The sequence below is a fragment of the Microvenator marinus genome, from assembly GCF_007993755.1.
Lineage (GTDB): Bacteria > Myxococcota_A > Bradymonadia > Bradymonadales > Bradymonadaceae > Allomicrovenator > Allomicrovenator marinus.
Genome location: NZ_CP042467.1, coordinates 4,503,198 through 4,517,386, shown reverse-complemented (window position 1 = coordinate 4,517,386; position 14,189 = coordinate 4,503,198). Strand labels below are relative to the sequence as shown.

General features: G+C 54.4%; 10 protein-coding genes and 1 pseudogene. 6 read left to right on the top strand and 5 right to left on the bottom strand.

Annotation, left to right across the window (positions count from 1 at the left end; genetic code table 11):
* Positions 1-68: 68 nt before the first annotated feature.
* From FRD01_RS18560 to FRD01_RS18540, 5 genes are read right to left on the bottom strand one after another with little or no spacing between them, the layout of a single operon-like run.
* Positions 69-3,476 carry a hypothetical protein gene (locus FRD01_RS18560; RefSeq protein ID WP_146962409.1) on the bottom strand — a complete coding sequence of 1,136 codons (3,408 nt, stop codon included), beginning with the start codon at positions 3,474-3,476 and terminating at the stop codon, positions 69-71.
* Positions 3,473-5,194, bottom strand: a complete 1,722-nt coding sequence (locus FRD01_RS18555) for an ATP-binding protein (protein ID WP_146962407.1) — start codon at positions 5,192-5,194, stop codon at positions 3,473-3,475. The genes FRD01_RS18560 and FRD01_RS18555 overlap by 4 nt, the downstream gene beginning before the upstream one ends.
* An 8-nt stretch (positions 5,195-5,202) precedes the next feature.
* Positions 5,203-6,219 (bottom strand): hypothetical protein, encoded by a 1,017-nt coding sequence (locus FRD01_RS18550; protein ID WP_146962405.1) that lies wholly within the window; start codon positions 6,217-6,219, stop codon positions 5,203-5,205.
* Positions 6,209-7,297, bottom strand: a complete 1,089-nt coding sequence (locus tag FRD01_RS18545; RefSeq protein ID WP_146962403.1) for a coiled-coil domain-containing protein — start codon at positions 7,295-7,297, stop codon at positions 6,209-6,211. The genes FRD01_RS18550 and FRD01_RS18545 overlap by 11 nt, the downstream gene beginning before the upstream one ends.
* Positions 7,290-7,868, bottom strand: a complete 579-nt coding sequence (locus FRD01_RS18540) for a 1-acyl-sn-glycerol-3-phosphate acyltransferase (RefSeq protein ID WP_146962400.1) — start codon at positions 7,866-7,868, stop codon at positions 7,290-7,292. The genes FRD01_RS18545 and FRD01_RS18540 overlap by 8 nt, the downstream gene beginning before the upstream one ends.
* A 246-nt stretch (positions 7,869-8,114) precedes the next feature.
* On the opposite strand from FRD01_RS18540, the gene ppsA reads away from it, so the two are divergent.
* The 6 genes and pseudogenes from ppsA to FRD01_RS18515 all read left to right on the top strand — a co-directional run bounded on the left by ppsA (position 8,115) and on the right by FRD01_RS18515 (position 14,187).
* On the top strand, positions 8,115-10,493 hold the full coding sequence (gene ppsA / locus FRD01_RS18535; RefSeq protein WP_249755736.1) for a phosphoenolpyruvate synthase: 2,379 nt from the start codon (positions 8,115-8,117) through the stop codon (positions 10,491-10,493).
* Positions 10,490-11,248 carry a glucose 1-dehydrogenase gene (locus FRD01_RS18530; RefSeq protein ID WP_146962398.1) on the top strand — a complete coding sequence of 253 codons (759 nt, stop codon included), beginning with the start codon at positions 10,490-10,492 and terminating at the stop codon, positions 11,246-11,248. The genes ppsA and FRD01_RS18530 overlap by 4 nt, the downstream gene beginning before the upstream one ends.
* An 18-nt stretch (positions 11,249-11,266) precedes the next feature.
* Positions 11,267-11,995: a hypothetical protein gene (locus FRD01_RS18525; RefSeq protein ID WP_146962395.1), complete on the top strand. Its 729-nt coding sequence runs from the start codon at positions 11,267-11,269 to the stop codon at positions 11,993-11,995.
* Between the two features lie 20 nt (positions 11,996-12,015).
* Positions 12,016-12,687, top strand: a pseudogene (locus FRD01_RS25030) (MOSC domain-containing protein); the annotation flags it as partial.
* A gap of 120 nt (positions 12,688-12,807) precedes the next feature.
* Entirely contained in the window at positions 12,808-13,098 is a 291-nt protein-coding gene (locus tag FRD01_RS25025) for a DUF3293 domain-containing protein (RefSeq protein WP_430700863.1), read from the top strand.
* A 24-nt stretch (positions 13,099-13,122) separates the two neighbouring features.
* Complete coding sequence (locus FRD01_RS18515; RefSeq protein WP_146962390.1) at positions 13,123-14,187, top strand: alpha/beta fold hydrolase; 1,065 nt, start codon at positions 13,123-13,125, stop codon at positions 14,185-14,187.
* The last annotated feature ends 2 nt before the right edge of the window (positions 14,188-14,189 follow it).

Below are 14,189 nucleotides of genomic sequence, written 5' to 3'. Positions count from 1 at the left end.
TATAAATACGGAAGATGGCCCTGTCAACAAAGATTCAAACGAAGGGTCAATTTTTGGGGCAACGCTGATTATTGCTTGCTCAGAAGCTCTGCCAAAGCGGCCTGGAACTCGAGTTCGTGTTGGTCCGTAACCTCTTGAAAATACGAGTTGACCGTGCCGTAAATGGCGACGAGAAGGAGGTTTCGGGCGTCCGAAGAATGCAACGCACGCTGTACAAGTGGATGATTCACATTGACCTCGGCACTTACCGACTGCAGCGCAATCAACTCCAGTTGAACCAGAGGTTGCACATTGTCCTTGAGACGACAAAAAATCTTGGTTTGGCTGGGCGAGAGGGCCTTGAGGCCTTGATTGAGCCAGTCTTCAAGAGGTTGCGTATAGTCCAGAGTGCTCTTGGCCGCTCTTGACGGAGGCCGAATGATGGCGCCCTGCGTACACGCTTGCTTCAAGAACTTCTTTGTGTCCACATTGGTGGATTCCAACCAGGGCGCAACCCAAGTTTCATACTTCTGAGTGGCTGTCGCCTTGAGGTAGCCTTGAAGAACCTGACGCACGGTGGTTAGCCCCCCTTCGGTCTCAACGATAGGCAGAGAGATAACCTGATTCGCAACGACATCTGTGCATCGGACCACAAAGCCAGAGGTTTCTTCCATCAACATGACGTGCCGCGCCGCGTACTGCATGAGCGCTTTGAGAATCAGATTTCGCCGCTCACCTGTGGCTACACCACTTAGAACCTGCCGAACGAGCTGATGGTAGAAGATGCCAACTTGGTCAAAGAGCCACCCTTCGAGTTCGCGAACCGAACCGACAATACTCAAGTCGTCGACCTTCACCACGCCACTCACGCCAGCGTTCCGCGCAAGCTGGGGCAAGTGGTGGACTTCGCGCTCCTTCATCAGCATGACTTGCACATCGCCCTGCCCTTCGAGCTGAATGCCGAGGGTCGCATCGAGGGCAGCATTTTGAATTCGGTGCACAAGAGCGAGGTCAGGCGAGAGCTCAGCGGCAAGGAAATCCACCTCTTTGGTGGTGACGTTGAGGGGTCTGACGAGCTCCAATTCATGCAACGCGCGGGCAGCCACAGGATGAAGTTTGAGAGTGAGTGGCTCTTTCGGTTTGAGCTCTCCGATTTTCGCCTCTCTAGGCGCGTTTACCGGGTCGGTATCCAAAGCGACCAAATCCGAGGGCCACCCATCCATCATCACAACCGGAGCCTCTTCCATGATGGTCTTCATAGAAACAAGCCCCTGATTCGTTGGGAAGAGCCTCAGCTCCAGAAGCCATTGCGGCGCACCGCCTCCGGACTTCATGAGCTCCGTGAGGTAGTGCACGAGATGCCGATGCGCATGCCTCCGCATCTCAGGGTCTTGATGATTCTCATACCAATCTTCGCAGATCTTGCGCGCCATCATATCGTGGTCTTCTGGCGGGAAGTAGCTCTCTATCAGCAAAGTGCTGTCAGAGAACTCTCGAATGCCAAATGCCCAATCCCTGACCTGAGCCCCCTTATGTTCCACCAGTACGTCACGCGCATCGACTCGCACGTATGCGGTGTATCCAATCATCTGGATCAGGGCGATCTCTTCGAACTCGTGGAGTTCGAGTACATGAGACGAATCGATGCCTTCGAGATCGGGTTCAATCGCGGTGTTGACTCCGTAAATCGCGCCGAAGCGATTCAGGTTCTTTGCAAGATCGTTCAACGAGCGCAACTCCCCTTTTAGGGTCCGAAAGAGAGGTTTCTCGACGAGATCGTGTCGAAGTACATTGGACACCACTCTAAAGCCCAGAATCCCCTTTTCATCCACTTCGGTGATGATCCGCCCCTGCATCACGCTCTGGAGCAGCGTTCGGGCCTGGTCAGACTCAAAATCCTCAATGGTATTAACGGTCTTGAGCAGGACCCGTTCCAAAGATTGTTCAACCCCCAAGATGACCTGATTGACGAAGTCTTCGGGATCCGTCTGGGTTGCCCGCTTTCCAAAGATTTGCGTCGCACTGAGAGAGGATGAAACGGGGATCGGGACGTGGATGACCACGTGTGCGCCGGCGAGATTCGAATGAACCAGACCGGAGTAGATACGCCTGTTAGCAACCACGATCTCTACGCCAATCCCGGACTCCGTACGCGGCTTTTGGTTCGGGAAGAATGCCTCGAGTCGGATTTCAAAATCCTGAGGCATGGCTTCGACGAACTCGACGAATCCTGCGAGGCTCGGGTGCTTTGCCGTGATGGGCGGAAGAGTTTCTGGTGCAGCGAGCCATGGCTGCGCAGGGGCTTGCCATTCTGCTTTGGAGAAGAGTTTGAGCTCATCTGCAGTGAACTGCGGGAAGACCAGATGATACGAGGGGAAGAGCTGTCTGAACGTGGCGAGGTCCTGAGAGGCGACGAGGATGAGCGGTGCCCCGATGGCTTCGGCCATCCGCTGCGCATGAAGCCCTTGTTCGTCAGTAATCTCGGGCGAGCTGACCACAACGCTTTTATGGTCGCGCAGAACGTTACGAATCTCTTTGAGGTCGAGCTCGTTTCCTTTCAGATCATACGCCGCAAGTTTGCTTTCTTTTCGAACTCCGGTGATGAGTTGCTCAAAATAAGGCTGCAGACGAAACCACATCTCTCCGAGGGCCTCGTCCTGAACGATCGAGGAGTGGTCAGCAGACTTCCTAAGTCGTTCAAACGAAAGCGCACCACCCATACGCTGGCCGTTGTGGTCATAGGGCATGGACTGGACCCAAACGCCATGAGTCACGAGGCGGAAATGTGCACTCTGATTGGAGTTCGGAATACCGATAGTTCCGTAGAGATCTCCCTCATCCACTTTCAGGGTCTTGGTGAATCCAAAGAGCGTTGGATGTCGGATCGAGGCGGTCCCGAAGATGGGGTCATTATTGTAGATGATGGGGATCGGCGCCATGATGCAGCGCTCCATCAGGACACTTTCTTCCTTCTGGGCACCTGCTGAGTTCAACTTGTAACGGTCGATACCCTTGATGCTGATAAACGTTCCGTCGAGCGGTTTGTCAGGCATGCCCATTTGCACGTGTTTACCCTGGTCCAAAATCTCGACACGGTGCGTGGTTTCGAGCGTTCCAGCGCCACTCTCAATGACAATCTCCTTAGGATTCGCGCCGATAATGGCGTTTATACCGAGGGCCAGCTGTCGGACGTCAGCGACGTCGACATCGGACTTCGCGGCGAAGAGGAATTCGAAGAGGTCTTCTAGCTCTTCGCGTTTAAAGCCACCACCGATATAGGAGAGTGTGACATCTCGTTGAGACGCACTGATGTCCACATAAACCGCTCCGTTGGCGACAGCAGCCTGGACAAGCTCGAGTATGTAGAAGTTCGGGTCCGCCAGTGCGAACTTACGCATCTTCTGCATGGCCTCAGAACGCGCCACGGTAAAGCGCCGAACTTCTTTAAACTGGCCGGGTTGCCGGCTGCGCGCAATGACGTCGTCGATACTGCTCATGAGGCCCTCTTCATGATTTCTTCTAGGATAGCCGTACTTGGATCGCCTTTTAGTGTAGAGTTGAATGCGTGAATCCCGGCACCACTGTCATCAATCAAGAGCGCCCGCGCTAAGCAAAACACCGCCACATCGGGATGGGTGTTGTAGAGCTTCTTGAGGCGCTGAAAGTGGGGATGCAATTCGTTGACAGCCAATTCCTTCATCACGGCTCCAGCACTTGGCCTCTCCATGAGCGTGGCTAATTTCTCAGCCACAACGAAGAATGGCGAATGCTCGGTTGTCGGCCGGAAGAGTTCGATGCGTTTGAACCTAAGCCCTGCTGTTTGAGTGAGCGAGAGCACATCGTCGAGCATTTTGCGTGCGATCAGGTCGGCCTCAACAACTTCGATGGAAACAAACACACTTTCGGGCAACTTGATGGACTTTGTCATCGCTTCGTTGCGCGGCCAGAAGTACTGGACAACCCTACCGACAAGGCTTTCTTTGTACGCGAGCACCATCACTCGTGGCGCGATGGTTTGGATAACGCGCAGGGGGTTTTGCGCGTGGTGGAGCTGTGATGCCCCTAGAATGACCTCGTCTTTCCCAACATTCTCCACAAACGACGTCAAATCCGGCGAGATGAGTACACGCCCCTTAGACTCGTACATCTCGAGGAGATCCATCGGTGTGACTCCCTTTCCTCCGTGGGTCCTAAAAATGCGCGCGTTGAGTAGGTTAAAGCTCTCGATATCCGGTGCCAGGGAAAGCTGCTCCATCAAAGAGCAATATTCGAGCATATGATCGAGGTTCCAAGTAGGCTCTTTGACTAGCTCAACCACGTCCTTGACCAGCTCGGCAAACATATCCAGCCGCGCTCGCTGAAGAATGCTCATCGCCGACTCATAATAGACGTCTTTGACGATGGTATCGCGCGAAAGCGTGTGCTCGAGATAGCGCGACTTCATCTTCACGGAAATATGAGCAAAATGTGGCTCAATTCGGGTTGGTAAGAGACCTGCTGGCGACTCCGCGTAGGCGAGCGTGAGGCCCCGGTTATAGAACGAATATCTTGGGGCGTCTGAGAAGGCTAAAACGGCTTCGGTGCCTTCGGTCGCGTAGTGAAACGAGCGCCCTGGCAAGCCCCAGGCTTCGGTGATTTCAACCGGTTGTTTCACCGTTTTGGAGCTTCGATCTTCAAACCAAATCTCGGTCTCTGCGTGGACACACCATTTTTTCAATGAGTCAAAGGAGCGCTTGACAACCTCTTGATAGCGGTTCTGGTCACCCTCTAGAAAAATCGTAATCTGGGTGCCTTCGACCGGTACGTTGAGCGTGGACTTGTGGATATTGAGCTCGTGGTCGAAAAGGACTTCCCAGTACTCTCCACCGCGCCCAGTGTGGACGAGCACGGCCTTCGGCTTCAACGCGAAGACTGAAACAAAGCCAATTCCGAACTTGCCGATCTTGGTAAAATCTTTGTCCTTGGTAGACGCAAACAACCTCGTAAATTGGTTGTCGATGATCGCCTCATCCATGCCCTCGCCGAAATCATCGACATGGATTTCGATGACGCCGGGCTTGCCAGGCGCGCCTTCAAAACTGGTCCAAACTTCGATCCGCGAAGTACCCGCATCAATGCTGTTTTGGCAGAGTTCACGCAGGGCATCAAAAGGGTCCGCGAACTGCGTGACAAGGTTGGCCACAACGGCATCGGCTTGCGCTCTAAGCTGGTCCATTTTCTCTCCTAAACGCCGTAAACGATATTCATAGCCCCACGTTCTTGAAGAAACTTCCTCAAGTCGTTTAGTGCCACTCGTTCGACCACAAATTTTCGATCTTTAAAGACCTGATACCCCAGCGACTCGCGCATTTTTGCATAGGCCTGACCGGTGGTTTCTTGTTTCGCCGCGAGCACATCCGCGAGCGGGTCGTTGTTTTTGTACTCAAGCACATCAATGGCGGCCATATCTTGCGAGAACGTAGCCAGAAAGGGATTCGCGGCTGACTCCCAGCCCGAAGGAGTCTGGGTTTGAGGCGTGAATACTGGGCCAACCACGCCCTTGATAACCCGCTCCACTACAAGGCCGGCCATAGACGCGAGCTTGATGAAGGTGAACTCCGAATCCAATGACGTGAACTGGTAGATGAGCGCTTGGAAGTCCCTGGTGTGGTTTGCCATATCACCGGGGTCGACCGTGGCGATGGTCTCGACGGAGTCCCGCCTTTGAGCCACATCGATGGCGTATCTGACGAAAACACCAGAGGCATCGAGTTTATCCAAGACAACGTGAAAGTGGGCGGTCGAAGTTTGAGGGTCCACACGTCTTAGCTTCACGTGCATTTCGCCGAGCGGTACGAGCTGCGAGTTTTGGATCGCGTTGTAATAATCATAACGCTTCAACTGCCGCACGTGCGGGCCGTCCCGGTGGCCTTCAGCCCTTTTTGCGAGTTCCGCACGAGAGGAAAACTGCTTGAGTTGATTGGCGGCGAGTCGCACATCGGTTTGAGCGCGGGTCCACTCTTTGTAGGTCGGAAGACCCGTTCGGACGTCAACCTCAAGTCCATCGTAAACCCCTTGATGTACCTTGGGCGACAAGACCTGCAGGTGCGAGATCATGGCCCTTACGTCCGGGAAATGAGCGTTTAGGCGTGCACCGCGCAACGAACGTACCAGCAAGTCGATATGGGCCTCTTCCTCCGCCCCTCTCAGCACCACACTTGGAACCTTGGTTCCATGTATCAGTTCGGATTCATCGACCATCGACCTTCTGCGTTTCTGGGAATTCCAACATGACCTCCTCTTCGGAAACGCCGAGTGCGTCGATCTTCTGGGCGAGCACGCCCGCAAGGGCATCTTCCACGTCAAGGTCGTCTAGGGACTCGTTGTAGAGATTGTTCTTGGTCAAGACGCGCTCGGTCTCCGAGTCGAAGAGCTCAAGATCGTTGACCATCGAATCCACGTTATCGCGGAAGTACTCTTGGGTATCGGCCACAAAGCGCGTGGTATAATTGAGGGACTCCGTCATTGCGTCGAGCGAATGTTTGAGCTCAAGCATGACATTTGCGGCATCCGCAGCGGCCCCGATCGCCTGAATTTGCCCTGCAATCAGGTCCAATTTCTCGCTCGCCGCGGTCACGTAACGCGTGATGTCGGATTGAAGGTGCGAGATGGTCTCAGCGAGGAGCCGCGTGCTGTGTTTGAGCTTCTCGAGTCTCTCTTCGGCCGTAGAATAGAGTTTGAGTTTGGTGGTGTGTTCGGCGAGCAGGCGCCTTGTTCGGTCGAGCTGAGAAGTGAGCTGCCGCTCGGCCGCGCTTGAAGGCTCAGCCATCGCGAGTTCATGCTCGATGGCAATCTTCAGGTCGCGCAAATTGGCCACGTGTTCCGCGGCCATTTCCTCATTCTTGGCGGACTCGATGATCTTTCGATTCAGCCTATCTATCTCGTCGTAAAGATCGACGAGGGCTCCCTCAAGGCGGTCAGCAAAATCAGCCGCCTGACGAAGGCGCATGGAACTCAGCTCGTACTGACGGCGCAGTAATTCCTCAACAGATTGACGTGTCTGCTTTGGACTCTTGACCCATGGAAGCCATGCGAACATCTCGGCGAGTTTTGAAGCCTCACCAGCCCTGCTCTTTTGCAGCTCGGTAGATAGTTCGCGCAGCCGCTTCATCTCGATCGCGAGAGAGCTTTGGAGATCGTCGTTCTGGGCGCGCAGATGCGCGAGGTGATCGATCTGCTGATCCTGCTTGGAACGTTCGAACTGGATCGTATCTTCTACTGCTCGAAGGGAGATTCCTCCGCCAACGTAATTGACGTCTTTGTCGAGCAAATCAAACATCCGTAACCTCTTCGCGCAGTCTCACGGGCGTGGTGTTTTCATGCCTCTTGCCTTCAATACCGTCGTAGAAGGCGCGCATTTGATCCATCAGCTCCCTTGGATGCTCCGTGGGTTGAAGCACGGGTCCAAAACCACCACGTTTATTTTTATAGTCTAAGAACCCGAGGAGTAACGGAACATTAGCCTCTTTTGCGATGTAGAAAAACCCGCTTTTCCAGAATTCTTTCTTGGAGCGGGTCCCCTCAACAGCTACCGCAAGCACCACGTCGCCTTTTTGTTCTTGAATCCAGTTCGCCACGCTTTTGGTGGCGTTATTGCTGGACCTACGATCAATCGGCACACCTCGAAGCGCCTTCATGAACGGCCCAAAAGGCCCTTCAAAAAGCGTGTGTTTACCTAGCCAGTGAATCTTGACGCCGAGCACCCACGCGACCGCGAGTGTGTAGGGCAGATCCCAATTCGACGTGTGAGGCGCGGCCACCACGATATACTTGCCTTCGGGAACCTCCCCGACGGCCTCCCAACCAGCAGCCTTTAGATATAGCGCTCCAATGGTCTTTAAAAGCCCCATCCGAGTCCTCCTCGTTTGCGCGGACAATTCGTGCACATCAGGCCCCATGCTTATCATGAACGATTTTGAGTTGTCGATGCGTGATGAGCGCCCAAGCGAAGCGCAAATTCCTCACGGGCGAGCCAAAAGACGTAAATTTTTCGTCACATTGCAGAGGGTCGTGCCTCAAAGCCCGAGGAAATGCGTCAACTTTTCGTTTGGCACACTTGATGCTCTTTGAATGCTTGAAATCGCAAAGGATGGAGCATGATGCCTCGTGAAGACAAACTCGTATTGAACTTTAGTGAAGTCGGAATTTCTGACATCGGACTCGTCGGCGGAAAAAATGCGTCGCTAGGTGAGATGTTGCACTCCCTGACCGCGCTTGGTGTGCGCGTGCCCGACGGCTTTGCGGTCACTGCCACAGCCTACCGAAATTTCATCGCCGAGAACGACCTCTGGCCGCAGATTTCGGCCGATCTCGACGCCCTAGAGGAAGGTGGAGATCTTCAAAAAATTGGCGCCAATATTCGTAACTTAATCAACGCCGCAACTCTGCCTGAAGCGTTGGTAGCAGCCATCAAAACGGCCTACACAGCGATGGGTTCTGGCTCTGACGCCTCGGTCGCTGTTCGATCGAGTGCGACGGCCGAGGACCTCCCCGACGCAAGCTTTGCGGGCCAACAAGAGACCTACTTGAACGTGGTCGGCATCGAGGAGCTTCTCGAGGCGGTCCGCGCGTGTTTTGCATCGCTCTTCACCGACCGCGCGATTACCTACCGAGTTCATAATGGGTTCGACCATGAGAGTGTGGCTCTCTCGGTGGCGGTGCAGCGCATGATTCGTTCGGACAAGGGCTCTTCGGGCGTGGCGTTCACGTTGGACTCGGAGACGGGCTTTCCAGGCATCGTGCTCATCAACGGCGCATTTGGACTCGGCGAATACGTGGTCAAAGGGGTCGTCAATCCGGACGAATGGAGGGTGTTCAAACCGTTGTTGGGAAAGCCTGGGGCCCGACCGATTCTGGACAAACGCCTTGGCGATAAAGCCCGAAAACTCGTCTATGGCCCGACGGGCACGCTCGACCTTGAAACCAGCGAAGCCGAGCGCCGGCGCTGGAGTCTTAGCGATGAGCACGTTTTGGAGCTCGCCAAGTGGTGCACGATCATCGAAGAACATTACGGCAAGCCCATGGATATCGAATGGGCGACAGACGGCTTGAGCAACGAGCTCTGGATACTGCAGGCACGGCCTGAAACCGTGCACGGGCACTCCAAGGGTCATGTGCCCGCAACTTATGCGCTGAGCGGCACCGGTGATGTGTTAGTAGAGGGCGTGGCAGTTGGCTCCAAGATCGCGACGGGAAAAGCCTTTGTGTTGGAGTCCATGGACGAGGCGGACCGATTCGAGGACGGTGGCATTCTGGTGGCCAAAATTACCGACCCAGATTGGATGCCGATCATGAAGCGGGCTGCGGGCATTGTAACGGACTACGGCGGGCGTACGTCTCATGCGGCTATCGTGAGCCGAGAGCTCGATATCGCCGCGGTAGTTGGGACCATTGATGGTACTCGCCGAATTCAGGACGGAGCCACGATTACCATTTCCAGTGCACAGGGGCACTCCGGCACGGTATATGCCGGAGAAGTGCCATTCACCCGCACGGAGCTCGATCTCACGGACCTCAAAGAGCCTCCGACTCGAATCATGCTAAACGTGGCAGACCCGGACGCGGCGCTGAGCTTCTGGCAACTCCCTACGCGGGGAATCGGACTTGCGCGACTTGAGTTCGTGATCGAGCACCAAATCCAAGTTCATCCAATGGCGCTGCTGAACTACCCAAACCTCAAAGACGAAGAAGCTGTCGCCAAAATTGACGCCATTACGGCGGGCTGGGAGTCTAAGACCGAATACTTCATCGAAAAGCTTGCCACCGCCGTGGCTAAGATTGCGGCCGCTCAATACCCAGAGCCGGTGGTTGTGAGGACCAGTGATTTCAAGACCAATGAGTATGCCGATCTAGTCGGCGGCCGGCAGTTTGAGCCTCACGAAGAAAACCCCATGATCGGCTTTCGTGGAGCGTCACGATATTACTCGGAAACGTACCGGCCGGGATTTGGTCTCGAATGTGAGGCGCTGAGACGGGTCCGCGACGAGTTTGGGTTTGAAAACGTCATCGTCATGATTCCTTTTTGCCGCACGCTCCAGGAGGCCGACAGCGTGCTCGAAACCATGCGCGAGTTCGGACTTGAGCGGGGGAAGAACGGGTTGAAGGTTTATGTGATGGCAGAGATTCCCTCAAATATCATCCTGGCCGACGAGTTTTCAAAGCGATTCGATGGTTTTTCGATCGGCTCGAATGACCTCACCCAGCTCATTCTCGGCATCGACCGAGACAACGGCGCTCTGGCCGAGATTTTTGACGAGCGTAATGATGCGGTCAAACGGGCGATTACTGACCTTATCCGCGTTGCCCATTCGAACGGAGTCAGCGTCGGTATTTGTGGCCAAGCGCCAAGCGACCATCCGGAGTTCGCAGAGTTTCTGGTTGGGCTTGGGATCGATTCAATCTCTCTCAACCCAGACAGTGTGGTGGGCGTAACTCGCCGCCTCACTCAAGACAAACAACACAAGGAGAACACATGAATGATTTTAACGGAAAGGTAGCCTTCATTACGGGCGGCTCGAAAGGCATCGGCGCGGCCACCGCTCGCCGTTTTGCCAAGTTTGGCGCGCGTATCGCGATTGTTGACGTAGACCAAGAGGCTGGAAGCGCTGTAGCCAAAGAGATCGTCGGGAACGGCGGTGAGGCATACTTCTTCAAGGCCGATGTAAGCAACGAGACGGAGCTGAAGGCAGCCGTAGACGGCTGTGTGGAGCGTTTTGGCCGCCTCGATTTCGCGTTCAATAACGCAGGCTGGGAAGGCGCGATGGGCGCACTGCATCTGACGGAGACCCAAGACGTAGACAAGCTCTTCTCGATCAATATTCGAGGCGTCTACCTGGGAATGAAATTCCAAGTGGAGCAAATGCTCAAACAGGGTGGTGGTGTGATCGTCAACAACAGCTCCATCGCCGGCCTAAAGGGCCTTCCAGGCTCGTCGATCTACGTAGCGTCAAAACACGCTGTGATTGGATTGACCAAGTCTGCTGCACTCGACTACGCAACAAGCAAGATACGAGTGAATGCGGTTTGCCCTGGCGTGGTGGATACGGAAATGGTGCGTCGTGCGGCCCACAACGACCCGGCAACTCTGGAGGCGTTTGCTCAAATGAACCCCATCAAACGCATGGGCACTCCTGACGAAATCGCGACCGTGGTGACCTGGCTATGTTCGGACGAGGCGAGCTTTATAACGGGCGCGACAATCGAGGCAGACGGTGGCATCATGGCGGGGTAACCCGTTTATGAGCCTTAGATGGTTGAGAAAACTGAAGTTCAAATCTCTGATGCCGCGCTTAAATCGGTTGCGATTCACAGCGCGTTGGCAGGCCTTTGTCCGCTTATTCCTGTTCCGTTTGTCGACGATTTGATCATCGAGCGAATTCACAGGCGTCTGAACCGTGAACTCTTTGAGTTGAATGGCCTGACCTTGTCCGATGGAAATACCAAAACGCTCGCTGAGTCTCCCTCCAAGCTCATGTCAGCGGCCCTGAAGAAAATTGTTTTCTGGCCCATAAAAAAACTTATCACGAAGGTTGTGTACTTTCTCGCAATCAAGAGCTGTGCGGACGTGGCAGCTTCCATTTTCCACGAGGGCTGGCTTTTGGCACGTGCACTCGAGGCAGGCTACGTGCCGCAAGAACTTCTTCAGCGCGGAGATCCTCCTACAATCAAGAGGCTTCGCGCCGTGATTATTCGGGCGCGCGAAGCAGTAGATATGAGCCCCACGCAAGCTGTGATGCGAAGTGCGTTTGGTGTTGGTCGCGAGGTTTTTGGCGAGGTTCTTTCAGCACTACGAAAGACTCTTTTGACCTCCAAATCCGAAGGGGAACGGCTGAGTGCTGCGAAGGAAGATGTTGGCGGCATCACGGATCGAATCGTTGACGAAGTTCGCCGCCACTGGTCTCATGGCGCGGCACTCGATGAGGCGCTGCGTGCCTCAATTCAACTCGGCGAATCGATTTTTGACCCGAAATCACGCTAAACTTTGGAGGACATCCGGTTATGAGTGGGCACAAAGTAGAGATACTCCAAGGGGGTATTTCAAAGCTTCAAGATGGCACGGAATCGGGCATTTTTAAGTCGAAAGCAGTTGGACCCGTTGAGCTCAAGATGGATGGACTTGTCGGGGATAGGCAAGCTGACCTGAAACATCATGGTGGTCTTGAAAAGGCGCTCCATCACTACGCGTTCGACCATTACAAGACGTGGCGTACCGAATATCTTCAGCTCGAAGAATTCCTCAAGGTTCCGGGTGCGTTCGGGGAAAATATCAGCACCTTAGGGCTCACCGAAGAAGACGTCTGTGTGGGCGACACATTTAGCCTTGGTAGTGCGGTCATTCAGGTGTCCCAAGGAAGGCAGCCATGCTGGAAATTAGGGGTCCGATTTGGCATGAAACGTATGCCTCTCTTGGTACAACGGACAGGGCGCCTCGGATGGTATTACCGCGTAGTAGAGACCGGGGAGGTAGAGACAGGGCAAAGCCTGGAATTGGTGGATCGCCCGCATCCTGAGTGGCCCGTCAGCCGCCTGATCGACCTGCTCTATGTCAACACTAAGGATTTTGACGGCTTGGAGTTGATGGCAGAGCTCGAACTCCTCACCGAATCGTGGAGAGAAACAGCAAGAAAACGACTCAAGAAACGCGAAGTTGAATCATGGACGAGTCGGCTCACAAACTCCCTGGAAACATCGTATAGCGAGGCCATCTATCGGGTTGAGTGCCCACTTCCTTTTGATCTTAGGGTTGGCGTTGCTCACGCGGGGTTTGCGGATTGGCTGGACGCCCAGCGAGTGGAATCTTGGGCAATCGTCACGGCGTGCAATCCCTATTCTGAACCTCTTTCAGATGCGGAAAATGCGCAACGAATGAAACACCTCGACGAGTCACTTCGCAGGGAGTTTCCCGATGAAAGTATTTTTCAGGCGCTGGGATTAGCCTCTGATGGGTCTTGGGAAGAGGTCAGTTTCCTGGTCCTTGGTATCAGCGAGGAACGCGCAAAAATGCTCGGGAAGGAATTTGAGCAGAATGCCGTTGTTTATGGCGAGTCGGATGCCATTGCGCGTCTGATCTGGTGTTTTTGAGCTAATCAATATTTTGGAAGAATCATGAAGAACGTACTATTTCTGAGCGCCCTTCTCGGGCTTAGTGTTGCCTGCGCAAGCACTCCGGAGCCAACCGAAACCGCACCGATTGAGCAGCAAACTTCGGCGGAAAAGCCTGAGAGCACAACGCCTGCCAAGGGCCTCGACGCGCGCCTGAGCACTTATGAATACCCTTATGCCGTCAAGTGGTTTAAGGCCGAACACGAAGGCCAGGAACTCGAAATCGCGTATATGGACGAGTCGCCTCAGACCACCCCGAAAGGCGTAGTTCTCCTGCTCCACGGCAAGAACTTTTCAGGGGCGTACTGGGAAAAAACGATGGCTCATCTGCTCGATGAGGGCTGGCGAGTCATTGCGCCAGACCAGGTTGGGTTCGGAAAGTCGACCAAGCCAACAACCATCACGTATTCCTTCGAGCTGATGGCGAGCATCACGAAGTCTTTGCTCGATGAACTCGGTGTTAAATCAACGAGCGTCATGGGCCATTCGATGGGTGGTATGCTGGCCACTCGTTTTGCACTCAGCTATCCGGAAACAACGCAGAAGCTCATCATGGTCAATCCGATTGGACTTGAAGATTGGCATCAAAGAGGTGTTCCGATGATTCCGCTTGAGGACTGGGAGACCAACGAGGCCAAGAGGTCGCCTGAATCTATCAAAACCTATATGTCGAATGCGTATTTCGACGGGAGTTGGAAGCCCGAATACGACTCACTTCTGGACATTCAGGCGGGCTGGGCTACGGGCCCCGACCGAGAACTTATGGGCAAGATCGGCGCATTGACGTCCGTGATGGTCTTCACTCAACCTGTGGTGCATGACTTTCCGAAGGTCGAGTCGCCCACGCTTTTGATCATCGGGCAACGCGACAAGACCGCAATTGGCAAGGCTCTAGCTCCGCCCGAAGTTGCGGAGAAACTCGGGAACTACCCCGAACTGGGCCGTGCCGCAGCGGCCGCCATTCCCAAGTCTAAGCTGGTCGAGATTGAGGGTGTTGGTCACGTTCCGCAGCTCGAAGCCTGGGATGTCTACATCGGGGCCGTCGACGAATTCTTGCTGGCTAACTAAGA